We start from the raw sequence: 25513 nt of genomic DNA on the forward strand, positions 1-25513 counted from the left end.
ACGTAAAAATAAAAAGCTAATACACAAGGAACATGGTAATTAGTTGTTCTTTTTATTAGGAATATTATACTCATCTGTACACTAAGGTTGCCACTATATGCTTATTAAACATAAACTTATCGCAAATTCCGTTATTTTGGTTTGTGCGCTAACGCTCATGTTGCTGTTATTAACTTACGCCAGTAATGGCTTACAAAAAGACATTAACATTGCCGAAAATATTGGTAGAGTCAGTGCCTCAGTACTCGAGCTTAGAGCTAATGGTAATGACTTTATTAATCATAAAGATGTTGCTTATGCGGAATTGTTTACCAAACGTATTGAAAGGCTAAATACAGAAGTTGCTAAACTTGATGGTGACTTCACTTCAATAGGCTTAGTATTGCCTGAAATTAAAACATTGCGTAAAGAGTTGGATGAGTATGTTGCAGCATTTGAAAAAGTTGTGGATATGCAAAAGCGCATAGGTTTAGACCCCAAAGATGGTTTGTATGGCAAACTTAGAGCGGCAGTACACAACATTGAATCATTGCTTGGTGATGATAATAATTTATTGTTAAGTGGCATGTTGCAGCTTAGACGTAATGAAAAAGACTTTATGTTACGCCTTGATGAAAAATATGTTGGTAGGTTAAATAATAATGTAGCTGTTTTAGCTAGCAATATTCAACAGAGTGGCTTTTCATCAGGCAAAAAGCAACAACTTAATACCCTATTAACAAACTATAAAAATGCTTTTGGCGATTTAGCTGAATTACAAAAAAGCCTCGGTTACCATAAAGAAATGGGGCTTTTGGCTGAAATGACTGAAAGTGTCAATCAAGTTAATGCAACATTGCCAGTGTTAATGAAAAAGAGCGATGAAATTGTTGCTGATGACGTTAAATTTATTAACCTATTAGCTTACAGCCTATTTTTAGTTGTATTAGTTATAGCGTTAGTTTTTGCTTGGTTAGTAGGGAAAAGTATTTTAGAGCGCATTAGTACGCTACAACATACGATGAGCGATATTGCCAAAACGAATAACCTAGGTATTGAAGTAGACGTTAGAGGTAATGACGAGCTATCGGATATGGCGACGGTATTTAATCAAATGCTTAATAGCTTTAGAACACTTATTCTGCAAGTTAATGAGTCAGTTACTACCTTAAATGCAGCAACAGATAGCTTAACGAATAATATTTTTAATGCCAACTCGGGCGTTGAAACCCAAATGCAACAAACTGATTTAGTGGCAACTGCGGTCACTGAAATGGTTGCTACGGTTGACGAAATTGCAACGAATACCCGAGAAGCCGCATATAAAGCAGAGCTTACTAACAGTAATGCTGAAAAAGGTAAAATAGGTGTTGAGCAAACTATTAATCAAATAGGGCAATTATCAGAGAAATTAATGGACTCTGAAAATGTTGTGAAAGAGTTAGAGAAAGAAAGCGTTACCATTGCTTCTGTATTAGGTGTTATTCGCGGTATTGCAGAGCAAACTAACTTACTGGCACTTAATGCCGCAATAGAAGCCGCTAGAGCTGGTGAGCAAGGGCGTGGTTTTGCGGTAGTTGCTGATGAAGTAAGAACCTTAGCTAGTAGAACTCAAGACTCAACACAAGAAATAGAAACCATTATTAACCTTTTACAAAAAAGAACTCAAGAGATTGTGGTGTTAATGGCGCAGTGCCGTAGTCAAGGTGAAGAGAGTGCAGACCAAGCAAGCTCAGCAGGAGCTATGCTTGATGAAATAACGCAAGATGTATCACTTATTATGGATATGAACAGCGCTATTGCGATTGCGATTCAAGAGCAAAGTACGGTGGCATCTGAAGTTAATGAACATGTGGTTATGATTCGAGATGTGACGGAGCAATCTGCTGAATCAGCAAGAGAAAATGAACGCATGAGTAAAGAGTTATCAGAACAAGCAGATGTGTTAAGTAGTGAGGTCAGTCGCTTTAGTGTTTAAGGCAGTTAGTGCTTAGTGATTTAATAGGTCTATAGAAAAAGCCAGAACGCTTGTCAGAGTTCTGGCTTTTTTGTTTCGTATGCGATAACAAAGTAATTTAATGCTTACCTTTATTATTGAACCTGCTTGATTTCAATCATGGCCTCTCTAGAGTGGCCGCTATTAGCTAGTTGTGCTAAGTAATCTTGCCAGCGGATATCATGTTCAGTCGCTAGTTGTAATAAATACTCAGCTGAATAAATAGCGCTATGATTATCATTAAAAAGTAAGCGGTAACCATGTTTAGCCACACACTCTATTGCTGATAACTGCACTTGCTTTTTGTGGCAAATCAGCTCTTTTACACCTTTACTGTTTTTCACACTAGGTGAGCTAATACGCAAATATTCATACGGTAACTGATAGCTACTTGAGTTATCAAAATCAATAATTAAGATCTTGTTTTCGTTGTTTAATGTAAAACGTTTTATGTTCATGGTGTTTACTCAAGTAGCGCTGGTTATTATCTTTATCGTTCAGTGATAACTAAAGGATGAAGCGGCTTAGGTCTTCATCTTTAATTACGTCACTTAAGATATTATTAACGTAACTTTTATCTATATTAATCGTTTCACCACTGCGCTGATCAGCGTTAAATGATAAGTCTTCAACCAGACGCTCCATCATAGTATGTAAACGGCGGGCACCAATGTTTTCAGTACTTTCGTTAACTTGCCATGCTGCATTGGCAATGGCTTGAATACCATCGTCACTAAATTCAACGTTTACACCTTCAGTTGCCAATAGCGCACTATATTGTTCGGTTAATGAGGCAAAAGGTTCTGTTAAAATACGCACAAAGTCATTAGCACTTAACGCTTGTAGTTCAACTCTAATAGGTAAGCGACCTTGTAACTCAGGAATTAAGTCAGAAGGTTTTGCCATTTGAAACGCGCCAGAAGCAATAAACAAAATATGGTCAGTTTTAATCATGCCGTGCTTAGTGCTCACGGTTGAGCCTTCAACTAATGGTAATAAGTCACGTTGTACCCCTTCACGAGAAACATCAGGGCCAGAGCTGTCACCACGCTTACAAATTTTGTCTATTTCATCAATGAAAACAATACCATTTTGCTCTACAGCATCAATCGCTTTTTGTTTAATATCATCTTGATTAACAATTTTAGCGGCTTCTTCTTCTTGAAGTGCTTTAAATGCATCTTTAATTTTTAATTTACGCTTTTTAGTTTTTTCGCTCGACATGTTTTGAAACATGCTTTGTAGCTGAGAAGTCATGTCTTCCATACCTGGAGGAGCCATGATTTCAACGCCAACTTGTGGGGCGGCTAAGTCGAGTTCGATTTCTTTATCATCGAGCTTTCCTTCGCGTAATTTTTTACGGAATATTTGACGCGTGTTGGTATTTTCGCTGGTTTCATCGTTACCAAAATTATCACGTGCAGGTGGTAGTAAAACGTCGAGAATACGCTCTTCAGCAGCTTCTTCTGCTAAATGCTTAACACGTTCCATTTCGTCTTCTTTCACCATTTTGATTGCCATATCCGCAAGATCACGAATAATGGTTTCGACTTCTTTACCCACATAGCCTACTTCGGTAAATTTAGTCGCTTCAACTTTAATAAAAGGTGCGCGCGCTAATTTAGCTAAACGACGAGCAATTTCAGTTTTACCAACACCTGTTGGGCCAATCATTAAAATATTTTTAGGCGTTACTTCAGTGCGTAAATCGGTATTTAATTGCATACGTCGCCAGCGGTTACGCAGTGCAATAGCAACAGCGCGTTTGGCGTCGCTTTGGCCAACAATATGGCTATCTAATTCATGAACAATTTCGCGGGGAGTCATATTTGACATAGTATTTTCCTCGGTATTGCCTAATAAATAACTTAGGCAATCATCATTAGGTCTATTTTATAGGGGATTGCACACAGTCTGATGAGCAGACTATATTACTTATAATTCATCAATTACGTGAGTTTGGTTTGTGAAAACACAAATATCACCCGCAATTTTTAGCGATTTTTCTACAATTTCTTTCGCGCTTAAATCGGTGTTTTCTAATAAAGCGGTTGCGGCTGATTGCGCAAAATTACCACCGCTACCAATGGCGATTAAATCATGCTCTGGCTGAACAACATCACCGTTACCGGTAATAATTAAAGAGGCTGTTTCGTCGGCAACTGCGAGCAACGCTTCAAGTTTTCGTAAGGCGCGATCGCTGCGCCAGTCTTTGGCAAGTTCTACAGCAGCTTTGGTGAGGTGACCTTGATGTTGTTCTAATTTACTTTCAAAACGCTCAAATAAGGTAAAAGCATCAGCAGTACCACCAGCAAAGCCAGCCAGTACTTTACCGTTATATAAACGGCGAACTTTACGGGCGTTGCCCTTCATTACAGTATTGCCTAGTGATACTTGGCCATCGCCACCAATAACAACCTTGCCATTGCGTCTTACGGAAACAATAGTAGTCATATAAACCTCGAAAATTAACAGAATGCTTGAATGTTAATTAAGTTGGGGGTTATCTGCTTTTTTCAAGGAGCAAGCGTAATTATTTCAATTAACGCCATAACCAAATTTGACAATGGTTAATGTTATTACGTCTGAGGTTGTGCTTGTCTTTTTCAGCCAAGCGCTTACGTTGATAAGGCCCAAGAAACACTTTATACCAAGTGCCATTGGTGCCATCTACTTTTTGAATGGTAGATTCAAGCCCTGCAAAAGCAATATTGGCTTTAAGTACTTCAGCCTGCTTTTGAGTTCTAAACGAGCCACACTGCATTTTGTAAGGGCCTTTTTCTTTGACTTCGTATTGGCCCACTTCAACTTCTTTTTGCTCTAAGCCTTTAACGTAACTCCACTTTTCTTTTGGTGGCTCTGGTAGTGTTTTGGCTTCGTTTTCGGGGGCTGTTTGAGGCTTTTCAGTCACAGGTACTTTGGTGCTTGGTGCTGTTTTTAACGCCCATAAGCCGTAACCAAATGCGCCAATACATAATAAGGTAACTAATATGATTACTTTACTTTTAAGAGGTAGTGTCGCTTTTGCTGGAGCACTATTTTTTTTAGCTTTAGCTGAGCCTTTAGGGCTTTTCTTTTTTGTTGGTTTACGGGAAATATAATCTTGATTTGGCATGAAGGCTTAACATAGTTAACACAAAGTAATTGTCGGTATTCTAACTGACAATAAGGTAAAAATCAGCCAATGTATTCACAAATATGATCAATAATGTTTCTCACCATGAGCTGATTTTATTTAATGACTTAATAAACTACCAATTAAGATCAATTGGGTCGACATCTAAGCTCCAGCGTACTTTATTAAGCCATTCACTTTGTGGTATTTGCATCAGTAATTGTTGAATAGCGCCGTGAAGGTGTTTTCTGGTTTTGGCTTGAATAATCAAATGATAGCGAAATTTTCCTGCCTTTTTCTCCATTGCCGCAGGTACGGGTCCTGCAAACTCACAGCTTACTAAAGGCTGCATAGTTAACCCTCGTAAGAACTTTTCAGGATAAGAAGGGTAGTTTGCTTCAGCCCGTATTAATGCTTGGTAGCTAAATGGTGGTAATAAGGCCTGCTTTCGCTCGGTTAATGCTTGGTGAGCAAAGTGATGATAGCCATTGTGTACTAAATCTTGTAACAATGGATGATCAACAAAGTTAGTTTGTACTAATACCTTGCCGGGTTTACTCGCTCGACCAGCACGCCCGGCTACCTGAATTAATAATTGAGCCATTTGTTCACTGGCTCTAAAATCAAAACTAAATAATGCACCGTCAACATCAAGCACCGCAACTAAAGTAACATCAGGAAAGTGGTGCCCTTTAGCTAACATTTGCGTACCGACTAATAATTGATGTTTTTTATCGCTAACTTCTTGTAGTAACTTCGCCAACTCGCCTTTTTTCCGCGTACTGTCTCTGTCTATTCGAACAATACTGGCATCAGGAAATAATTCATCAAGTCGATTTTCTAACTGCTCGGTTCCTTGCCCTAAAGGCACAATACGTACGCTGCCACAAGATGGACATTGTGGTGGAATACGCTTTTGGCTGCCGCAATGGTGACAAATAAGTAATTGCTGCTTTTGATGTAAGGTATAAGGTTTATCGCAGCGCTGGCAGTCTGCAATCCAGTGGCATTCTTTACAGTTAATTGCCGGAGCATAGCCGCGGCGGTTTAAAAAGAGTAGTACTTGTTCACCACGGCTCAGTGTTTGTGTTATTTCATGTTTTAACGTACCAGATAAACCAAACTCGACTTGTTGATGATTCATGTCAATAAGCGCAATTTTAGCTTTACTGCTGTTACCTGCGCGCTTTAATAATTGATGGTAGTTATATTTACCTGACAACGCATTTTGCAAGGTTTCAAAGCTCGGAGTTGCGCTACCAAGCACAATAGGGATATTAAGCTGTCGAGCACGTAAAATGGCCATGTCACGACCATGATACCTAAAGCTGTCTTGTTGTTTTAATGATGAGTCGTGCTCTTCATCAACAATAATTAAGCCTAAATTATGCAGAGGACTAAAAATAGCCGATCGGGTACCTATAATAATGGCAGCGTTACCTTGCTGTGCTGTTAACCAAGTATTTAAACGTTCGGTATCATTAAGGCCTGAGTGATGTAGTGCAACAGGTACATTAAAGCGTTGCTCAAAGCGACTCAATGTTTGCGGGGTTAACCCAATTTCAGGCACAATCACTAGTACTTGCTGGCTTTGAGCTAGTACGGTTTCCATGGCCTGTAAGTAAACTTCAGTTTTTCCGCTACCAGTAACACCATCAACTAAATGACATGAAAAACTATTAAGGGATTGTTCAATTGCTGTGACAATAATGGCTTGTTCGGTTGATAGCTGTAATTTGTCTTGTTGATTTAAAAAACTGTCTTGCCAAGTAAAAGCTTGAGTGGTTTGCTCTACTTCTTCAATTAATGCTTTGGTATGTAAAGCGTTAAGTTGTGCTTTGTTATAGCCTAAAGTGCGTAACTCAGCCCAGCTGATGCCACTATGTTGTTTAATGATTTGATAAAGGTTGAACTGTTTAATGGCTTTGCTTTTGAGTTTATTGATGGTGTCATTCGTATTATCAGCATCTTCAAAGTCACTTGTTTGCCAAACCATAGGCGGAGTTAGCGTTACTTTTTCTATTTTTCTTAATAACACAGGTAGCGCTTGTTGAAAAACATCACCAACAGGGTGGTGATAGTAATGCGCACAAAGCTGTAAGTAATCAACTAGAGATTGACTCAAATGAAAGCTGTCGTTTAATCGACTCTCAATGTTTTTTAGTTTTTTTTCATCAACATCGCTATGAGCGTCAGTTCCCATAACAATACCAATAACTTTTCGTGCACCAAAAGGTACCACTACTCGTTCGCCAACTACTATGGCTGGGCTTTGAAGCTGCTCAGGTACTAAGTACGTAAATAGCTGGCGCATTGGCACCGGAATAGCGACTTGAATGTAATGGTTAGACACGAATATTATTTTACCTAATGTAAACTTAGTAATATTCTGCCCGTTGAAATAATGCCTGCCAAGTAACATTGGCATTTAAATGAAAAATAGCCGCGACATTGTATTTTTTATCAGCATTATTGTTATTTTTGTTGCAGTTGTTTTGGCGATGATTTATCATTCGGCCCCATTAATTTTTAACTACGTATGGTGCTTGGCGTTTTGCTTTATTCTTACTAAAAGATGAAGTCTTAATGGCGAAGTGGCGATGCGCCCAAATTCTCAAATGAGATAGAGGTCCCCATGAAAGAAGGTATTCACCCAACTTACGCTGAAATAAAAGCGAATTGTTCTTGTGGTAATGTTGTAGTAACTCGTTCAACTTTAGGTAAAGATATTCACCTAGACGTATGTTCTGCATGTCACCCATTTTACACTGGTAAGCAGAAAGCTGCTGAGTCTGGTGGTCGTGTTGATAAATTCAACAAACGTTTCGCTGTATTGGGTAAGAAGTAATTCTTATTTTACAGTAAACGAGAAAAAGCGCCTAAGGGCGCTTTTTTTATGTCTGAAAATCATGTGGTAAACCGCTACAGTGAGAGGCTAGCTAATAACAAAAAGCCAGTAGAAAACTACTGGCTTTGTGTTTGGCTTGGCTAGAATAAAAAGCCTGTCTTTATTACAACAAAGCTACACTTTTAATGCTTTTTGGATCATTAAACTGATGTAAGCATCGTGTGCTTTAGTGGCACTGTTTTTACCAAAACCTAGCGAGCTACTGTTATCTAATATCTCGGTTAGTTGTCCTAAAGCGGCAGTTTTTGCTAAGTTATCGTAAGCCGAAGGCTTAACTACGCCAGCAATAGTAATCAAGCGTTTTACATACTCAATTTGAATATTATGATTTAACGAGTTGGCTTGCTTTTTATCAACAAATATTGCCTTAGTTAAGTCAGTTAACACTTCATTCAAGGTGTAATCATTACCGTATAAACTCGTATCTGAAATACGTTTTAACACATTAACATGCAGCAGTTGGCTTAAAACTGATTTTTGCATATTTAAGATCATGCTATGAACTTTAGGGTCTTCATTTTTACCATAGTGATTGAAACCACGGCGCTGGTGTTGTAAATAGCTATAAAGCGGTTGCATGCTTTCTAAGGTATTACCAGCAAAAACATGGTCTGTTAGTGCTTGCATTGCCGCTTGTTGTGTTGCTTTAGGCACAGGAGTGTAAGGTTTCGTTTGTGTTTTTGTGTTGCTATCAACAAAATGACGCTCTACATAAACACCACCAATTTGGCGAGAAATGATATTCGCCTGACTACGGTATTGACCAAACAGCGAGTTAGCTGAAATTAATAGTTGCTGATACGATTGACCATCGATTAAGGTCTTATCTTTTAGTTCACCTAACAAGTGGTTAATTAGCCCCATACGGTCAACAGCGTAGGCTACTGGGTTTGATGATAAATCGCGAGTCATTATTCTTGGGTCAATGTGGCGACCTGGCGCGCGCATATCATCAGCATCGTTACCAAAAGCTAAGCCTTTTTCTGTTGAGCGGCTTAAAATTTTATTTAAACGGGCTTGCTCTTGCTCGGCACTTTCTAGTGTAGTTGAATAACCATACTCAATAGCCCAGTCATCGTAAGGTCCCGGTTTAGTTTGGAAGTAATCGCCTTGACTAACGCCAACAGGTGCTGCGTTAATAGGCGCATAGTCCATTACTGAACCCGTTAAAATGCCCTGAGTTTTTGACTTGTCATGAACCTCTTTTTCATCCCATAAAATAGATGCTTTCATGTTGTGGTTTAAGCCTAAGGTATGACCTACTTCATGTAATACTAACGAGCGTAAACCTTCTTTTAATAGGGCTTCGTGCTCTATATCATTAGTGTTGGTCATGGCTTGCGCTAAAATGAAGTCTTGCTGTAATTCATGGCCTGCACTGCAATGTAACTTTTCACTATGCTCCGCTGAGTTTTCATTGTGTTCAGCCGTTAAACTACTTGCGCCTTGACTATATAGGCTGTTGTAGATCCAACGATTTTTCATGAAAATAAACTCAAGCATAATGTCAGAGCCAAGCATTTCACCGGTTAATGGGTTTGCTAATGATGGGCCATAGCCGCCAAAACGTGGGTTTGGTGACGAGGTCCAGCGAAGTACATTGTAGTTAAGATCTGCAGCGTCCCATGTGGCATCGTCAGGTTGAATCTTTACTTGTAACGCATTTTTAAAGCCTGCCTTCTCGAATGAACTATTCCACGCAAGTACGCCTTCTTTAATAGTTTCACGCCATTCAATGGGAGTGGTATTTTCTATCCACCAAACTACAGGCTTTACTGGTTCAGATAACGCGGCCACAGGGTCTTTTTTGACTAAGTTCCAGCGTTTGATAACATCTTGATAAGGTGCCCATTGGCTTGAAGTCATTTGGTCATATTGATGCGTAAAGTAACCGACACGTGCGTCATCATAACGTGGCGCAAATTCATCTTTAGGTAATTCAATAAATGAGTGTTGTAACTTGATAGATACTGAACGAGGATCTGACACTGCTTTAGAGCCAAAAACACTAGGGTTAGGATTGTTGAAAACGTAATCAACCACAATATCAACATTATTATCGTATGCACGCTTTGCTAAAATACGTGATTTTTTGTCATTTAACTTACCAATTTTAAAGCGTTTTTTGGCATTTTTATCATTAACGCGGGCCCATGGTGATACTTTATGTAAGGCTTCACTTAAAAATAACTTATTTACTTTTAAGGCAATTTGTCCGTCTTGCTCTTTTTCTATTTTTACACTGGCAAGTACCGCTTCACTGATATTGGCATCTTTGGCACGACTTATTGGATTGTTTTCATCAAAAAGGTAGCGCTGTGTTTTGGCTACAATATCAATACGGTCGAAATATTTTCTAAACTCAATAACTTTGCCACCACGGTAACCACCTCTAAAGTGGCCAACATCAGAAACACCATCAATGGTTTGGGCAAAATGCAAGAAAGGCGTATCAAGCTGACTTTCATTAATTAACATTAAAGTTTCGCCGGTTTTTTCATCTTGATAAAAATCGAATAGCCCTTCAGTGGCTATTTTTTTCTCAATAAGCTCAGCAATGGTTTTTTCTTTCTTTTTCTCAGTAGATTTCTTAGCGTCATCAGCAAGGGCTAATTGACTGCTAAGCGCTAGGGTAATTGCTAGCGTTACACAGGTAAGTTTCATGTAAGTTCCTTAAATGGGCTTGGTGCGGTTATCGCTTTTGTTATAATTATGTTAAGTTTTGGTCACTTTACTGTATTAGTTTAAGCGAATAGCCGTTAACTTAACACCGCAAAAGGTAACAACATATTAATGACATTTTATTTTATTATTGTTTAAACCTTTTTCGTAACCTATGTATCTTAATCAAAGTAGCCGCCAGATAAATGTTGCTGCGTTACTCTCAACCCTATTATTAAAATAAGAGACTGAACATTTGAATTTAACTAAGGTCATTAATGACCCGCGACAGCAGCTTAATATAGCTGATGGTGATGCCGTTAATCGTGGTAGCGACCTTGAAAGCCAATGGGTTTATCAGGCTAAGCAAGGCTCGCAGCACGCGTTTCACCATTTATATCAAAGCCACCATAAACGTATATATGCGTTATGTTGGCGCATGCTGGCAGATAAAGACAGTGCCGAAGATGTCTGCCAAGAGGTGTTTGTAGTGTTGTGGCAAAAAATTACGAATTTTCGAGGTGAGAGTAAATTTAGTACTTGGCTTCATAGCGTTGCCACCAATGTTATTTTAGGGCACTTACGTAAACAAAAGAATTGGTTACAGCGAGTATTTAGCATTGAAGAGCAAGTGAGTAATCTGGTTGAGCCAAGCGAAAAACTAACTGACAACTCAACATTAGAAAGTCTAGATAAACATATTGCCCGTTTACCTGAGCGAGCACGTTTAGTATTTGTACTCTTTGCGGTTGAGGGGTATCGGCATGAAGAAATTGCCAGCATGTTAAAAATGGCGGTCGGTTCAAGTAAGTCTCAGTACCATAGAGCAAGAACATTATTAAAAGAGTGGCTAGAAATAGAAGGTTATGACGCTGTGACACCTGAAAGTGGAGACGCATAATGAGTAACGAAGTAATAAATAATTTAAAAGCACAAAGTAGCTCGACGAAAATCGTCGATAGCGAGCAGCATTTAACGCAGAGTATTACAGCATTGCCATGTGAAATGCAGCCCGAACGTGATTTATGGTCGGGTATTGAACGAGCCATTCACAATATGCCTCAGCAGCCAGCAACAAATATTGAAAACGTTTCAGCATTTAAAAAATTTACATCGGCAGTGCCTATGGCTTGGGCTGCTTCTTTAGTGTTAGCTGTTATGGTGAGTTGGTTTACTTTTGCACCATCAATGCTAACCCAGCCTAATGAACAAATTGCTCACAGGGGAGCCGTTACAGAAGATCTAGTGCAATATATGGAGCAAAACTTCATTCAACAAAAACAAGCAATGCAGGTTAGTTTCAGACAGCCAAATCTGACAAACTTACCCATTGAAATGCAAAATGAATTAACCAAACTAGCTGAAGCGCGTAAAACGATTAGTAAAGCACTACTTGCTGATAAACATAATGTTGATTTGTTAAATTTATTAGACTTTACCCAGCAGCAAGAGTTGAAACTACTAGAGCAACTATATCGCCAATATCAAGTGATATAACGTAACCAATATAAGCAAACACCAGACAAGAGAGAATTGATAATGACAAAAGTTAAAGTATTTTTATTACCCTTATTAATAATGAGCACGTTAATACACACCAGTAACGTTATGGCTGGTGAAGAAGTTTCACGCAGTATTTCTAGTGAAAATATTACGAACGTAATGATTGATAATCGCAGTGGCTCAGTAAATGTTGTTGGTTGGGATAAAGATAAAATAAGCTTAAGCGGTGAGTTAGGTGATGAGGTTGAGTCGCTAACTTTTAAACAAAAAGGGGCACAAGCTTATATTAAAGTTGAATACCCTAATACCAGTGGTTGGAATTCATCTGGGTCAGCGTTAACTATTTTCATGCCTAAGCATATTAGCGTTGATTTTACTGGTGTGTCGAGTGAGTTGGCACTGAGTAACTTACATGGTGGTATTGAAGCAGGTACGGTAAGTGGTGATATTGTGGCTAAAGACTTAAGTCATAATATTGAGCTTAGTAGCATCAGCGGTAATATTAGCAGCTCTGATTTATCAGGGAAAATTAGTTTATCTGTGGTTAGCGGTGATATTGACGATAATAACTCTCAAGGTCGATTACAAATAAAAACGGTAAGTGGCCACATTGTTAGTGAGTCGGTCGCAAGTGAAGTATCACTTAATATTGTTTCAGGTGATAGTGATTTAAGTCTAGCTGATGTAGTGGAATTAAGAGTGTCTACGGTCAGTGGCGATGTTGATGTTAAGTTAGCCTTAAAAGATAAAGGTTTATTAAAAGCATCAAGCGTTAGTGGCAATTTGCAGTTTATTTTTCAAAAAGATATTAATGCAGATTTTGCTCTTGAGTCTAATGTTGGTGGCGACTTAATCAATAAGCTTAGCGATGTTAAAGCTAAAGAAGCGAAGTACGGACCAAGCTCAACCCTTAACTTTCAAATGGGGGATGGCAGCAGCACAGTTCGTGTTAATACCGTTAGTGGTAACGTGATTGTTAAAGGTGATTAGTACCACTAATGTAAGTACATATAGCGTATAATTTTATCAGCGTTTAAGTGACTATTTCTTCACTTAAACGCTTTTTTTATTGATGACGATATTAAAAATTATCTACAGAGCAAAGACTAGGGACTGTAGGTTACTCGATAGTAATTATTGATGTTCCCGCTTAGCAATTTCTGCTACATTACTCACCTCAGTTAATTTCAAATCAGCAGCAGCAAGAGGCTAAGTAAATGGCAGAAAGAAAGCCACGTAAATTTGCCAAAGAACAGCAATTTATTAAAGATAAACAAATCGACGAATTAAAAATTCCCCCTCACTCTCTTGAAGCGGAGCAGTCGGTACTCGGTGGTTTACTACTCGATAATGAAACTTGGGATAAGGTCGCAGAAAAAACGGTTGCTGCAGATTTTTACTCACGATCACACCGTTTAGTTTTTGAAACCATTGGCGCACTCATTGAGTTAGGTGAACCCGTCGATTTAATTACTCTCTCTGAAGCTTTAGAAAACGATCAAAAGCTCGATGATGCTGGTGGTTTTGTTTATCTTGCAGAGATGATGAAAAACACGCCGAGCGCCGCCAATATTACCGCTTATGCAGATATTGTGCGTGAACGAGCTGTTACTCGTGAAATGATTAGTGTTGCTAATGAAATCGCTGAAGCAGGGTACGATACTCAAGGCCGTAGTAGTGCCGACTTACTTGATTTTGCTGAAACGAAAGTTTTTGCCATTGCTGAAAAGCGAGCGAACAAATCTGAAGGTCCTGAAAACCTTAATTCAGTATTAGAAAAAACCGTAGATCGTATTGAAAAACTTTGTTCAACCCCATCTGGCGGTGTTACCGGTGTACCTAGTGGTTTTGCTGATTTAGATAAAATGACGGCAGGCCTACAAAAATCAGACTTGATTATTGTAGCGGCACGTCCATCAATGGGTAAAACCACTTTTGCGATGAACTTGGCAGAACACGCTGCCATGACTCAAGATTACCCAGCACTTATTTTCTCGTTAGAGATGCCGTCAGACCAAATCATGATGCGTATGTTGGCATCATTGGGTCGTATTGACCAAACTAAAATTCGTACCGGCCAGCTCGATGATGAAGATTGGGCGCGTTTGTCGTCAACCATGGGCTTGTTAATTGAAAAGGGTAAAATGTATATTGATGACGCTGCAGGCTTAACGCCAACAGAAGTTCGTTCTCGTGCGCGTCGTATTCATCGTGACCATGGAGGCATTAGCTTGATCATGATCGATTACTTACAACTGATGCGTGCACCACAATTTTCAGATAACCGTACCTTAGAAATTGCAGAAATCTCTCGTTCACTTAAAGCCCTAGCTAAAGAATTACAAGTGCCTGTTGTCGCACTTTCTCAGCTAAACCGTGGTTTGGAGCAACGTTCAGATAAACGTCCAATTAACTCGGATTTACGTGAGTCGGGCTCAATAGAGCAAGATGCCGATTTAATCATGTTTATTTATCGTGATGAGGTTTATCACGACGATTCAGAGTTTAAAGGTATGGCTGAAATAATTATTGGTAAACAACGTAATGGCCCAATAGGGCGAGTACCGTTAACCTTCCAAGGTAAGTTTTCACGCTTTGATAACTACGCTGGTCCGCATGTGTTAGAAGAAGATTAATGTTAACGCCTTTAGCTCTATAGTGTCCTTTAAGCATATAGAGCTAAATAATATTTTAAGGTAAGTTAAGAGCCGCGGTATAATAATTGTTAAGTGAGTACTGCTCTTAACTTTTTTGCTTTTGAATGGTTTTATTACTTAATAGCTCGAGTTTACCTTATTCTGGTTGTTTAAATACCACACCTGACTTCATCACAAAACCCACGGTTAGTAGCGCTTTTATATCTTGTAATGGGCTCTCATTGGTAGCAATAATATCGGCAACTTTACCTACTTCTAGAGTTCCTAAATCGTTTGTTCGACCAATTAAATCAGCAGCATGAATTGTGGCTGACTTTAATACATCTTGAGGTGTCATGCCAGCATTGAACATTAACACCGCTTCTTTAGCATTAGAGCCATGACGAGATACGCCGCTATCGGTGCCGTAGGCTATTTTTACGCCCGACTTATAGGCACGTTTAAAGTTTTTGATCATATCGCCACCAACTCGAATTGCTTTGGCGCTAATCGCTGGCGACATAAACTCAGTGGTTTTCGCTAAATTAACTACGGTATCACCAGCCATTAAGGTTGGAACTAAGTAAGCACCATGTTGTTTAAATAGTTTGATGCTTTCTTCGTTAGCGTAACTGCCGTGTTCGATGCTATCAACACCTGCACGTAAAGCAGCATTGATACCCGCAGCAGCATGCGCATGGCTTGCCACTTTTCGTCCTAAAGCATGCGCTGCGTTTACCACTTCGGTTAACTCGTCATCAGCCATTTGTTGGCCTGTACCGGTATTTGTATCAGATAACACACCGCCAGTAGAAGTTATTTTGATAACATCAGCACCAAACTTTATCGCACGTCGTGTCGCGCGGCGACAATCATAAGGGCCATCACAAACAGTTTTTGCGGTATGCATTTCTAATAAATCGGGGCTCATACCATCAACATCACCATGACCACCAGTAACGGCAACACTACTGCCAGCGGCGATAATTCGTGGCCCTGGTAAATAGCCTTTTGCAATACCATCGCGTAATGCAAAGCTCTGCTCAGCGCTGCCACCGAGGTCTCTTACTGTGGTAAAGCCTGCCATCAAGGTTTTATTAGCAAAATAGGCGCTTTTAACTAGTCTGTCAGCGTCTGACATTCTTAGCTTTTCACTATCATTTTGAGGGCCAAGCTCTCCTTGTAAGTGCACGTGCATATCCATTAAACCAGGCATAACAAAGCTTTTCGATAAGTTAATTAATTGCGCGTCTTGTTCGAACAGACTCACGGCAATAAATCCTGCTTTAATATCGGTGATTATGCCATCTTTAATAACTAGGGTTTGTTTGGTAAGGGGGGACTTTCCTGGAACGGTTAATAGTTTACCAGCATGAATAACTTGTGTTTTTGCTACTAATTGAGTTGACATCAATATAGACAAAGTCAAACCAACAAGGGTATAAATATTCGTTAATTTGTGCATTTTATCGGTGCTCAGATGTTAATTGGTTATTCACCCTAACAAGTTTGTCGAACAAGTGGTATAAAAAATCGGCGAATGATAGGAGGTTCTCACTACGATACGCCTAATAAAAAGCCAGTTATTTGTTAGTTATTTGGGGGGAAGTAGTGAAGTACATTATTTTTATTCATGCGTTAATAAAATTATTATCGGTATTATTTGATGAATTCACTATTGAGGGTAGTGCTAAACTCTAAACTTGAGTCAAAAGCCACATCAACCCAAAAGTCACTATTGAGTACGCATAGTTATACCACCAACACCGCTGTTTCTTAAAGTCGCAGATAGTAAAGAGTTTGCCAAACTGAAAGTATACAGTTGGCTGTACAAGGTTTTTTCATCGCAACATATTGTTTATTAAATTAATATTTCTAAGGGCTGTTGTTTATTTTATTCTTCGTGGTAATATTATTGCGTTAGGGATGAACATATCAAATATATAAGGATATAAATATGTTAAAAATTAAAAAATTTGCTTTAGCTGCTGCTTTGGTATCAGCTTCTTCAATCACACAAGCAACTGTATTTGATGGAGCAACGCACTGCTCTGAAGATGTAGCTCATAAGTCACAAGCCATTAATAACCTAATTGCGTCAATAGGGGATCTTCCAGCACTAAAAAAAGTTGCTCTTGAAAAAACGGGCACTACACAAAATGGATATTTTGTATTCGACCCTCAATTTTCTCGCTCTGACCGTTACTTTAACTGTAGCGTTCCTTTAAATGACACTATTGGTCATTTTGAACTTACTATTCATGGTATTACTGAAGGTTTAAGTGGCACAAATGCTAACTGTCTAATTTCACGTGTTCGTAAAGTGAGTGATGGCGGGCGAGATAAGTGGTTTAAATTTGGTACAGGGAAGGGCTTTGGTTGGGATGATATTTCTGACAGTAATAACCCTTCAAAGCAGTTTGTATCATATGCAACAACTCTCAATAATAATTTTGAAAGTGATGCTATTCTAACATTTAAATGCCGTAGCACATGGAAATCTGGCTCTATTTCTGTTGGTCAAATAGAAATTAAATAATTAAATTAAAACACGTCCCTAACAAGAAGGTTTAGTGCAACCTAAGCCTTCATCATATCTAATATGCTGATTTAATTATTGAGCGTTACCATTTATTAAAGCGCTTAAAAAACCTTTTAACCTGTTAGTCACTATTATGTTTTTTATAATTCTACTGAATCGTACGTATTAGAATAAGACTAATATGTACCAGGTAACATCTTTAAGCTATTTTAGTATTGCTGCACCTATTGATATGTATTGCGTAATATACTCTTTCCTTGCTACTTTAGTTAATGGTGCTTAAATGAAGTTGTTTAAGCCAACTCATAAGTTAACAATATAAGGGATTAGCAATGAAAAAAATACTTTCTGCAGTACTACTCGCTACTGCAAGTATAGGTACATATGCAGCGGATAAACCCAATATTCTTGCGATCATGGTTGATGATGTTGCCGCTATTTCGCTAAGTGCATATTCACACGGCATGACCTATCCAACGCCGAATATAGATCGTATCGCTAATGAGGGAGCTTTATTCACAGACCATTACGGGCAACCTAGTTGTACCGCAGGACGTGCTGCATTTTTAATGGGCCAACTACCAGTGCGAACAGGCTTAACCACTGTTGGCCAACCAGGTAACCCATTAGGCATTAAATCGGCAGATCCAACCTTAGCAGAGTTCTTAAAAGATAAAGGCTATATGACGGGGCAATTTGGTAAAAACCATTTGGGTGACCTAGATGAACATTTACCAACTAGGCATGGTTTTGATGAGTTTTACGGTAACCTGTACCATTTAAATGTTTCAGAAGAGCCTGAGCAGGCTGATTACCCAAAAAGTTCTGAATTTCAGAAGAAATTTGGTCCACGTGGTGTTATTGAGTCTTATGCTGACGGTAAAGTGTCTGATACCGGACCATTAACTAAAAAGCGTATGGAAACCTTCGATGAAGAAATATTAGCGCGCTCTGTAGACTTTATGGAACGTGCAGTAAAACAGAAAAAACCTTTCTTTATCTGGCATGCCACTAGTCGTATGCATGTTTATATTCACCTTAAAGAAGAAAGTCGTAATTTAGCGTCAGGTATTTCTTCAGAAGAAGATTTATTTGGTAGCGGTTTACTTGAGCATGATGGCCATGTTGGCGTATTACTTGACAAGTTAGACGAGCTTAAAATAGCGGATAACACGATTGTTATTTACACCACCGATAATGGTCCAGAGCAAAGTAGCTGGCCAGACTCGGGAACTACAGAGTTCTTTGGCGAGAAAATGACTACATGGGAAGGTGGCGTACGTGTACCTTTCTTAGTCCGCTGGCCTGATAAAATACCTAAGGGCTTAAAGCTTAATGGTATTTCATCGCATGAAGATGTATTCCCTACTATTGCTGCTGCAGTTGGTGAGCCTAAACTTCGTGAAAAAATGAAAAAGTCACATAAAGTGTATATTGACGGTGAAAATAATCTTGATTATTGGTTAGGTAAGTCTGATAAGTCAGCACGTGATACACTCTTTTACTATTATGAATCGCAGCTAACAGCGGTTCGTTATGGTCCATGGAAAATGCACTTTGCTACTAAGCCCAGCGGTAAATATTATGGAGATTTAGTCGTGCATAGCACTCCTAAGTTATTCAATTTACGTAAAGACCCACTAGAGAGTTATGATGGTGTTACTGGATTTCATCAAATTATGCGTAAGAGCTGGTTAATGCAGCCAATTATTGCCAAGCTAACTGAGCATGTAAAAACTTTTGCTAAATTCCCACCTCGCCAAGAGTCCGCTTCATTAAATATTAATGAAGCGATTAAAAAGGCACAAAAAGCTAGTTCTAGTAGGTAGTTTCTATAAGAACCGATAAAAAGCCAGTTAGCCTTTAGGTTAACTGGCTTTTTCAATTAAAGCGATCAAACTCATTAGTTTTACTTAAGCGTTAAAGAAGTATTAGCGCGAGATTTAATTAAACCAATTAAAAGATAATAGACTTACCTCAAGCGGTTAATACCTGAGTTTTTAGGGGTTTAATGGCGTTAGTTGCTCGGTATCTGCTTTTTGGCTATGTTTAATTGTTTGTCTAAAATTAGCTAATTCACGCTGGAAGTTTTTGGGTACGCTGGCATTATTATAAAGTGCTTGCTCAAAAGAAATAACTATTGCTTGGTGTGTTTGCAGCAACAGTGGTTGTTTGTTTATTTCATCTTTGAAAAAGCCGTACCAGTTTATATAACAGTGATAATAGCTTTTAATATCGCTATTAGCGCTAGCTTTTAATTGCTTATAGTGCGCGTACTCTGTTTGTTGATAACGCTGCCAAAGCTGTTTAATTAACTTGAGTAAATAAAACAGCGCAATTAAGGCAATTACTCCGCCAATTATTAGCCAAATTATTGTTTTAGCTTTCATTGCTGGTGGCTTCACCGTTAAAGTTTGACCTTTAATTGCTACCGTTTGAATAGTATCGGTGCTTGGCTGGTAGTACTCAATATTAATAGCGCTAAGGGAAAACTGGCCATCTTGTTTGATCAGAATATCTTGTTGTTCAACTCTGCTACCTAAAAGCTCAGAAGTACGGTCGTTTAAAATATCTGCTGTTTGCGCTGTCGTAGGGTACGCTTGTGCTTGGTCAGTGTTTGTTGCTGTTAGTAGTTGCGGAATAAATAACGCTGAGCTGTTTTCTATTTCAGCAGTAATTTTCCGTTTTATACTTTGTCCTGTTATGAGTTTTTCAGGTTGTTTTAGCTGCTCAGTTAAGTTGATGTTTTCAGCAATAATGACAGGGTTTAATGCACGTGCTTTTTCTGGAATAGTCGCGTTAAAAATCACAGTTTCAGGTGTGATTTTACGGTTTATAGGTTGGCTATCTTCGCTCATAAAGTGAATGTTAAGGGTTGGTAGTTGCAACTCAAACTTACCTTGCGCCATCGCAATCACGGGATACTCTTTAATAACTCCTGTCCATGTTGAGCTTCCAATACGCTCAGAAGTTGGGTAGGTACTTTTATTACCTTTAATATTGATGATATTTATCGCTTCAACTTCATCAAAATATAAGGGTTTAGAGAACCAGGTAGGTACTAGCACTTTTACTTTTATGGTAGTCACTTGGCCAACTAGTGGCTGTTGCTCACTTAGGGTAACGGTTATTTTGGGCTCTTGTGCATTAACCACACCACAGAAAAAACTAATAAATATCACAAATAGATAACGCATTATTTTCTTCCTTGGTTATTGGCTTCAGTAGCAAATTTATTTTTCAAAAAATCGCCCATTTGCGAGTCGACGCTGCGCATCCATTGCTCTTTTGCATCAGTTGATAATGTGTCTGCCACTTGATAATCCTGTGACTCGCCATTTTGCTTATCGCTGATTTCGTTACCATCTACCTCAGTAGTAATACTTTGCTCAGCATCGACACCACCTGCTTGCGCGATTACCGCAGCATATGCATATTGCGCTATGGCTAAGTTACGCTGAGCATTTTGATGATCAGGTTGTTGCTTTAGTACCTGTTTAAAGCCGGCGATGGCTGCTTCAAATTCTTGTGCTTTTAAAAGAGCTGTAGCGCGGTTATAAAAGCCATCTATGGTGCTTAGCGAGCCATAAATTTTAGCGGCTTCAATATAACGACCCGACTCAAAAAGTGTTTTAGCTTGCCATTGAGGGTCTGAAAATAAAGTAGTCGCGCGTGCGTAATCTAAGTTTTTATAGGCCATCATGCCTTGTTGGTCGCGAGTGAAAAACCAATCAGCGGCAGATGCATCACTATTTGGGCTATAAGACAACATCATACTAAATGTAGATAAAACAATTAAATTAACAGGTTGCGCTGCTTTTCTGGTCGAAATAGATGTCCAACCTTTTCTAAACCATAGTGCGCTAAGTAATAATACTGGCCAAGTAAAGTACCACGCCATATCTTGATATGGTTGAGTATTGTTTTCATCAAGCTTTTGTTGATAACGTTGTTGCGCTAGCTCATCAATCGCGACAATATCTTGCATGCCTAAACTAACTTCTTGCGCTGTGGCTGTTTGTAGTGACGATAAAGTCGTGCTATTTGGTTTAATGATCAATGTTTGGCCTTGCTGATCTGAAAATAGCTGATTATTTTCATCGGTAATCGTACCGCCTTCTGGGGTTGAAAATTGCCACCAAATAAAAGGTTGCTGCATTTTATTCAGCGCGGCTACTTGCGCCTGACTAATATCGTCGGCAATAACCACAATACTCGCGTAAGGTTGTTTTTCGACTAGCTCTTGCGCTTGTTTTATCGCCGCTGAAAGGTTATCGGTGGCAATAGCGTGACTACCGGGCATAATTTCTGGCGTTAACGCCGCTAAAAACGGCTGAAATACTTGGCTGTCTTCTGTAAAGGGCAATACGTTATGGCTTGAACTGGCGTATGCAAATATCGCGGTTTTTGCACCTGCTCGATAGTTAAATAAATCAGTGAGCTTTTGTTTTGCTCTAATTAAGCGAGTCGGTGCAATATCATTGGCCTGCATACTTTGCGTTACTTTGAGTAGTACGATGAGCGGTGCTTTATCGTCTTTATTATCGACTTGTTTATACCAAGCGGGACCTGCGGCAGCAATCACCAATAACACCGCAGTGGCTAGGGTAAAGTCAATGGGCTTTATTTTATCAAATAAGCTTTGTTTGGGAGTTAGTGCTTGTGCAAGGTGATTGGCAATAGCATCTGTACGCTGTTGTTTTTCGGTTTGTTGTTTGCGAATTAAATAGCATAGTCCAACCACAACAATCAGGAATAATAAAACCCAAGGTCTTAAAAAGTGAAAATCAAGCATTGCTTTGCTCCCTATGCGTAAGTACTTGTACTAATAAAATAAGTACCAAGCAGCTTAGCGCGATAAGTAGTGGAAAATGCACTAAACTGGTTTCTTTACGGGTTTCTGTGTGTGGTGTTTCAACCGCGGCTATTTGGTCAATTTGTTGATATATGTTGGTTAGCGCTTGGCTATTTTGTGCTTGATAAAATTCACCGTCAGCAGTGCTAGCTATTTTTTTCAAAGTAGAAAAATCAACACGATACTGTCCTTCGCCGTGCTCATCACCAATGCCAATGGTAAAAATACGTAAGTTAGACTGTTTTGCGATTTGAGCAGCATTAAGTGGTGACATTCTTGAGCCGGTATCGGCACCGTCGGTTAATAAAATTAAAATTTTGTCATCAACCTTTGATGCTTCAAAGGTTTTTAAAGCTAAGCCGATAGCATCGCCAATCGCGGTATGCGGGCCAGCCATTGCTACTTGTGTTTCATTAAGCAATTGCTCAGCGCTTGTTAAGTCTTGGGTAAAAGGTACTTGTAGATAGGCTTGCGTACCAAAAACAATTAAGCCAATTCTATCGTCTTTACGATCGCTAATATATTGACTAACAACCTGCTTAACGCCCTGTAAACGCTGAATAGTTTCACCATTGTCAGTTGGGAAGTCAGGTTCACCCATTGAGCCTGATAAGTCGATAGCCAACATAATATCGCGACTGATAGTGCTACTTTTTATCGTAGCGCCAAGCTGCATCGGCTGTGCAAGCGCAGTCACGAGTGATATCCAAATAATGCCGGCAAAAAGCCAAGTCAGTAATGATTTTTGATTAACCTTGGCACCTTGACTGGCTTTTGCGCCAATAGCATCAGCCGCGAGCGCAAAGAAAGGAATGCGAATAGCTAAGGATTTTTGTTTAAAGGTTGGTAACAACCAAACTAAAATAATCGGTAGTAATAATAGCGAAAATACCCACAAGTGCTTAAAGATGATCATAATTTCACCTTGTAGTGAGAGAGCCAAATAATGGCTTGCTGTTTTAATAACACCAGTTCAGGCTGTTGATCTTGCTGGTAAAAATCATGAAAAGGTGTGTGTTTATGGCAATGAGCGTTTAAAAAATCCACCCAGTTAGTGCCCGTTAATGAGGCTATTTGTGCTCGATTAAAGTCATTAAATGCACAGCGCTTTAAAATACTACTTATTGCTAAAGGGCTGGCGTTATCATTAAGCGCATTAATCTCGGCAATGGCAAAACGGCGATGACGTTGTTTAAATTGCTTGTATTTATAAATGGCTAAAGCAAGTACAGCAATAACCGCTACGCAGACTAATAATACTGTCCAGCCAGGACCTTGTGGCCACATTGAAATTACCGCAGGCTCACTAACAGGTTTTATTTCAGCCATTAGCTGGTACAGCTCTAAGTTTTCAAGATCGCTATTATCCATCATTAACCTACCGCAAATGCATTTGAAAATTGGCTTAAAGTATCTTGACTGGCATCTAATTCTATCACTGTGATCCCTAATTGGTGCTGCCAATTTTTGACCTTATTTGTGCGTTCAGTAAAGGTACTCTGTAATTTTTGATGCAGTTTTTTGTCACTGGTATCTAAGGTGACCTGCTTGTCACCATCACTGACATTGAGATTTAAATTAGCGGGTAATTGCTGATTGATACTGTCTGTGACTAAACATAAAATAACGTCGTTATGGGCTGCCATTTGTGCTAAGTATTGCTCTGTGGCAGCGTCAACTTGATCAAAGTCACTGATGATAATAATCATTTGATCATGGCTGATGAGTCGCGTTGCTGCTTCTAATGGTTGATTTAAAAGCATCGGTTTTACAGGAAGCGGAAGCTCACAATGTAATGCAAGATTAAATTGGCTCAAGGTATTAATAAATTGTTCTAATGACTGTGGTTTTTTACTCGGCTTAAAAGCGTTTATTTTATTGTCGTTAAAGACTACTCCACCAACGCGATCACCTTGCTCTAAAATACGATAAGCGCATATTGCCGCTGATTCTGCCGCAGTGACTGATTTCATATTGAGCTTTGAGCCAAAAAACATATTAACGCGCTGATCGACAATGATCAGGGCGCTGCGATCTTTTTCTTCAGCATAAATACGAACATGAGGTTTTCCCGTGCGTGCAGTAACACGCCAATCGATACTCCGAATGTCATCACCAACACGGTAGTCTCTAAGCTCTTCAAAACTTAAACCACGACCACGAATACGAGAACTATGTCGACCCGCAAGTACGCTGTTACTGTGTTGCTTAGGTAAAAAACTCAGTTTTCGAGCACGACTTTGCAAACCTTTAAGTTGCTTAAACTCTGAGTAAATTCGCTTATCCACAGGGGAATTTGAAATAGCCATTGCTTACTCCTTTATGGCAAGGCAACAAGCTCAATTATTTTTGTAATGACATCTTGACTCGTCACGCCTGCGCCTTGGGCTTGATAACTTAAGCTAATACGGTGGCGAAGTACGTCAACAGCAATGTTACGAATATCTTCTGGTAACACTTGGTCGCGCTCAGCAAGCCAAGCATGAGTGCGAGCACATTTATCTAAGCCTATAGAAGCACGTGGCGATGCACCTAAATCAAGCCAACTGGCAAGTTCGTCACTGTATTTTTCAGGGATGCGAGTAGCGTAAACTAAATCGGCAATATAACGTGCCATTTCAGGACTTACCGTGATATTAGCAATTTCTTTACGTGCGTCAAAAATAACTTGTTGAGCTAAGCGGTTTGTAGCGGCAGTTGCTGTTTTTTCATCGCTGTTCGTTGTGGTGTATAAAGCTTGTTCTTCTTGTCGGACTAAGCCAATAACATCAACTTCGTCTTCAACGCTTGGGTAGTCAATGTTTACTTGCATCAAAAAGCGATCCATTTGTGCTTCAGGAAGCGGGTAGGTGCCTTCTTGTTCCACAGGGTTTTGTGTGGCGAGTACCATAAATAATGGTTCCATTTTATGGGTTTTACCAGCAACAGTAATTTGCCTTTCTTCCATCGCTTCAAGCAATGCTGATTGGACTTTTGCAGGGGCGCGGTTAATTTCATCGGCAAGAACAATGTTGGCAAAAATTGGCCCTGGATCAAATTTGAACTCGCTGCCAGAGTCAGTTTGAAAATACACTTCAGAGCCTGTGATATCTGAAGGCAGTAAGTCAGGAGTAAATTGAATACGACTAAATTGGCTATCAATATTCTTAGCTAACGACTTGATCGCACGGGTTTTGGCAAGCCCAGGTAAACCTTCAACTAACAAGTTACCATTGGCTAATATTCCAATTAATAGGCGTTCAATGACTTTTTGTTGACCAATAATACTGGCGGCCATTTGCGCTTGTAGTTGCTTTATTTGTGCGAGTGTTTCCATGC

General features: G+C 39.3%; 22 protein-coding genes. 8 read left to right on the top strand and 14 right to left on the bottom strand.

Going from position 1 to position 25513, the window contains the following annotated elements:
• Positions 1 to 97: 97 nt before the first annotated feature.
• The gene (locus KO495_RS09685) at positions 98 to 1957 is read left to right on the top strand and encodes a methyl-accepting chemotaxis protein (protein ID WP_215980201.1); all 1860 of its coding nucleotides are present in this window, start codon (positions 98 to 100) and stop codon (positions 1955 to 1957) included.
• 113 nt (positions 1958 to 2070) lie between these two features.
• On the opposite strand, the gene KO495_RS09690 is transcribed toward KO495_RS09685, so the two are convergent.
• The 6 genes from KO495_RS09690 to KO495_RS17670 all read right to left on the bottom strand — a co-directional run bounded on the left by KO495_RS09690 (position 2071) and on the right by KO495_RS17670 (position 7603).
• A complete protein-coding gene (locus KO495_RS09690) occupies positions 2071 to 2433 on the bottom strand; it encodes a gamma-butyrobetaine hydroxylase-like domain-containing protein (protein WP_215980202.1) in 363 nt (120 codons plus the stop codon).
• A gap of 49 nt (positions 2434 to 2482) precedes the next feature.
• Positions 2483 to 3811, bottom strand: coding sequence for an HslU--HslV peptidase ATPase subunit (gene hslU, locus KO495_RS09695; protein WP_215980203.1), 1329 nt, complete (start codon positions 3809 to 3811; stop codon positions 2483 to 2485).
• Positions 3812 to 3910: 99 nt separating this feature from the next.
• Positions 3911 to 4429, bottom strand: coding sequence for an ATP-dependent protease subunit HslV (gene hslV, locus KO495_RS09700; protein ID WP_215980204.1), 519 nt, complete (start codon positions 4427 to 4429; stop codon positions 3911 to 3913).
• Positions 4430 to 4517: 88 nt separating this feature from the next.
• Complete coding sequence (locus tag KO495_RS09705) at positions 4518 to 5090, bottom strand: SPOR domain-containing protein (RefSeq protein ID WP_215980205.1); 573 nt, start codon at positions 5088 to 5090, stop codon at positions 4518 to 4520.
• A 136-nt stretch (positions 5091 to 5226) separates the two neighbouring features.
• Positions 5227 to 7443, bottom strand: coding sequence for a primosomal protein N' (priA, locus tag KO495_RS09710; protein WP_354668380.1), 2217 nt, complete (start codon positions 7441 to 7443; stop codon positions 5227 to 5229).
• Positions 7444 to 7468: 25 nt separating this feature from the next.
• A complete protein-coding gene (locus KO495_RS17670) occupies positions 7469 to 7603 on the bottom strand; it encodes a hypothetical protein (protein WP_289847616.1) in 135 nt (44 codons plus the stop codon).
• A 122-nt stretch (positions 7604 to 7725) separates the two neighbouring features.
• On the opposite strand from KO495_RS17670, the gene rpmE reads away from it, so the two are divergent.
• Positions 7726 to 7938 (top strand): 50S ribosomal protein L31, encoded by a 213-nt coding sequence (gene rpmE / locus KO495_RS09715; protein WP_215980206.1) that lies wholly within the window; start codon positions 7726 to 7728, stop codon positions 7936 to 7938.
• A 174-nt stretch (positions 7939 to 8112) separates the two neighbouring features.
• Here rpmE and KO495_RS09720 read toward each other — a convergent pair whose 3' ends face one another.
• On the bottom strand, positions 8113 to 10662 hold the full coding sequence (locus KO495_RS09720) for a zinc-dependent metalloprotease (protein ID WP_215980207.1): 2550 nt from the start codon (positions 10660 to 10662) through the stop codon (positions 8113 to 8115).
• A gap of 298 nt (positions 10663 to 10960) precedes the next feature.
• On the opposite strand from KO495_RS09720, the gene KO495_RS09725 reads away from it, so the two are divergent.
• From KO495_RS09725 to dnaB, 4 genes are all read left to right on the top strand, one after another.
• Positions 10961 to 11560, top strand: coding sequence for an RNA polymerase sigma factor (locus KO495_RS09725; protein WP_215980335.1), 600 nt, complete (start codon positions 10961 to 10963; stop codon positions 11558 to 11560).
• Positions 11560 to 12156, top strand: a complete 597-nt coding sequence (locus KO495_RS09730; protein WP_215980208.1) for a hypothetical protein — start codon at positions 11560 to 11562, stop codon at positions 12154 to 12156. The genes KO495_RS09725 and KO495_RS09730 overlap by 1 nt, the downstream gene beginning before the upstream one ends.
• Positions 12157 to 12198: 42 nt before the next feature.
• Positions 12199 to 13152 carry a DUF4097 family beta strand repeat-containing protein gene (locus KO495_RS09735; RefSeq protein WP_215980209.1) on the top strand — a complete coding sequence of 318 codons (954 nt, stop codon included), beginning with the start codon at positions 12199 to 12201 and terminating at the stop codon, positions 13150 to 13152.
• A gap of 227 nt (positions 13153 to 13379) precedes the next feature.
• Complete coding sequence (gene dnaB, locus KO495_RS09740) at positions 13380 to 14798, top strand: replicative DNA helicase (RefSeq protein WP_215980210.1); 1419 nt, start codon at positions 13380 to 13382, stop codon at positions 14796 to 14798.
• A gap of 157 nt (positions 14799 to 14955) precedes the next feature.
• On the opposite strand, the gene KO495_RS09745 is transcribed toward dnaB, so the two are convergent.
• Entirely contained in the window at positions 14956 to 16209 is a 1254-nt protein-coding gene (locus tag KO495_RS09745; protein WP_252738904.1) for an amidohydrolase family protein, read from the bottom strand.
• Between the two features lie 546 nt (positions 16210 to 16755).
• On the opposite strand from KO495_RS09745, the gene KO495_RS09750 reads away from it, so the two are divergent.
• Positions 16756 to 17337 carry a hypothetical protein gene (locus tag KO495_RS09750; RefSeq protein ID WP_215980212.1) on the top strand — a complete coding sequence of 194 codons (582 nt, stop codon included), beginning with the start codon at positions 16756 to 16758 and terminating at the stop codon, positions 17335 to 17337.
• Positions 17338 to 17672: 335 nt separating this feature from the next.
• On the top strand, positions 17673 to 19169 hold the full coding sequence (locus tag KO495_RS09755) for an arylsulfatase (protein WP_215980213.1): 1497 nt from the start codon (positions 17673 to 17675) through the stop codon (positions 19167 to 19169).
• 171 nt (positions 19170 to 19340) lie between these two features.
• On the opposite strand, the gene KO495_RS09760 is transcribed toward KO495_RS09755, so the two are convergent.
• Genes KO495_RS09760 through KO495_RS09785 form a run of 6 tightly spaced genes read right to left on the bottom strand, consistent with a single transcriptional unit; the run spans position 19341 to position 25511 of the window.
• Positions 19341 to 20537, bottom strand: coding sequence for a BatD family protein (locus KO495_RS09760; protein WP_215980214.1), 1197 nt, complete (start codon positions 20535 to 20537; stop codon positions 19341 to 19343).
• Entirely contained in the window at positions 20537 to 22135 is a 1599-nt protein-coding gene (locus tag KO495_RS09765) for a VWA domain-containing protein (RefSeq protein WP_215980215.1), read from the bottom strand. Before KO495_RS09765 ends, KO495_RS09760 begins: the two co-directional genes overlap by 1 nt.
• On the bottom strand, positions 22128 to 23111 hold the full coding sequence (locus KO495_RS09770) for a VWA domain-containing protein (protein WP_215980216.1): 984 nt from the start codon (positions 23109 to 23111) through the stop codon (positions 22128 to 22130). Before KO495_RS09770 ends, KO495_RS09765 begins: the two co-directional genes overlap by 8 nt.
• Positions 23108 to 23569, bottom strand: coding sequence for a DUF4381 domain-containing protein (locus KO495_RS09775; protein ID WP_215980217.1), 462 nt, complete (start codon positions 23567 to 23569; stop codon positions 23108 to 23110). The genes KO495_RS09770 and KO495_RS09775 overlap by 4 nt, the downstream gene beginning before the upstream one ends.
• Positions 23569 to 24504: a DUF58 domain-containing protein gene (locus KO495_RS09780; RefSeq protein ID WP_215980218.1), complete on the bottom strand. Its 936-nt coding sequence runs from the start codon at positions 24502 to 24504 to the stop codon at positions 23569 to 23571. The genes KO495_RS09775 and KO495_RS09780 overlap by 1 nt, the downstream gene beginning before the upstream one ends.
• 11 nt (positions 24505 to 24515) lie before the next feature.
• On the bottom strand, positions 24516 to 25511 hold the full coding sequence (locus KO495_RS09785; protein WP_215980219.1) for a MoxR family ATPase: 996 nt from the start codon (positions 25509 to 25511) through the stop codon (positions 24516 to 24518).
• Between the last annotated feature and the right edge of the window lie 2 nt (positions 25512 to 25513).

It is taken from the genome of Colwellia sp. D2M02, assembly GCF_018860755.1.
Taxonomy (GTDB): domain Bacteria; phylum Pseudomonadota; class Gammaproteobacteria; order Enterobacterales; family Alteromonadaceae; genus Colwellia; species Colwellia asteriadis.

What these genes read in the sequence shown, in the direction of transcription:
- KO495_RS09685 (WP_215980201.1), top strand. Translation starts at nt 98, where the DNA reads ATGCTTATTAAACATAAACTTATCGCAAATTCCGTTATTTTGGTTTGT.
- KO495_RS09690 (WP_215980202.1), bottom strand. Translation starts at nt 2,433, where the DNA reads ATGAACATAAAACGTTTTACATTAAACAACGAAAACAAGATCTTAATT.
- hslU (WP_215980203.1), bottom strand. Translation starts at nt 3,811, where the DNA reads ATGTCAAATATGACTCCCCGCGAAATTGTTCATGAATTAGATAGCCAT.
- hslV (WP_215980204.1), bottom strand. Translation starts at nt 4,429, where the DNA reads ATGACTACTATTGTTTCCGTAAGACGCAATGGCAAGGTTGTTATTGGT.
- KO495_RS09705 (WP_215980205.1), bottom strand. Translation starts at nt 5,090, where the DNA reads ATGCCAAATCAAGATTATATTTCCCGTAAACCAACAAAAAAGAAAAGC.
- KO495_RS17670 (WP_289847616.1), bottom strand. Translation starts at nt 7,603, where the DNA reads ATGATAAATCATCGCCAAAACAACTGCAACAAAAATAACAATAATGCT.
- rpmE (WP_215980206.1), top strand. Translation starts at nt 7,726, where the DNA reads ATGAAAGAAGGTATTCACCCAACTTACGCTGAAATAAAAGCGAATTGT.
- KO495_RS09720 (WP_215980207.1), bottom strand. Translation starts at nt 10,662, where the DNA reads ATGAAACTTACCTGTGTAACGCTAGCAATTACCCTAGCGCTTAGCAGT.
- KO495_RS09730 (WP_215980208.1), top strand. Translation starts at nt 11,560, where the DNA reads ATGAGTAACGAAGTAATAAATAATTTAAAAGCACAAAGTAGCTCGACG.
- KO495_RS09735 (WP_215980209.1), top strand. Translation starts at nt 12,199, where the DNA reads ATGACAAAAGTTAAAGTATTTTTATTACCCTTATTAATAATGAGCACG.
- dnaB (WP_215980210.1), top strand. Translation starts at nt 13,380, where the DNA reads ATGGCAGAAAGAAAGCCACGTAAATTTGCCAAAGAACAGCAATTTATT.
- KO495_RS09745 (WP_252738904.1), bottom strand. Translation starts at nt 16,209, where the DNA reads ATGTCAACTCAATTAGTAGCAAAAACACAAGTTATTCATGCTGGTAAA.
- KO495_RS09750 (WP_215980212.1), top strand. Translation starts at nt 16,756, where the DNA reads ATGTTAAAAATTAAAAAATTTGCTTTAGCTGCTGCTTTGGTATCAGCT.
- KO495_RS09755 (WP_215980213.1), top strand. Translation starts at nt 17,673, where the DNA reads ATGAAAAAAATACTTTCTGCAGTACTACTCGCTACTGCAAGTATAGGT.
- KO495_RS09760 (WP_215980214.1), bottom strand. Translation starts at nt 20,537, where the DNA reads ATGCGTTATCTATTTGTGATATTTATTAGTTTTTTCTGTGGTGTGGTT.
- KO495_RS09765 (WP_215980215.1), bottom strand. Translation starts at nt 22,135, where the DNA reads ATGCTTGATTTTCACTTTTTAAGACCTTGGGTTTTATTATTCCTGATT.
- KO495_RS09770 (WP_215980216.1), bottom strand. Translation starts at nt 23,111, where the DNA reads ATGATCATCTTTAAGCACTTGTGGGTATTTTCGCTATTATTACTACCG.
- KO495_RS09775 (WP_215980217.1), bottom strand. Translation starts at nt 23,569, where the DNA reads ATGATGGATAATAGCGATCTTGAAAACTTAGAGCTGTACCAGCTAATG.
- KO495_RS09780 (WP_215980218.1), bottom strand. Translation starts at nt 24,504, where the DNA reads ATGGCTATTTCAAATTCCCCTGTGGATAAGCGAATTTACTCAGAGTTT.
- KO495_RS09785 (WP_215980219.1), bottom strand. Translation starts at nt 25,511, where the DNA reads ATGGAAACACTCGCACAAATAAAGCAACTACAAGCGCAAATGGCCGCC.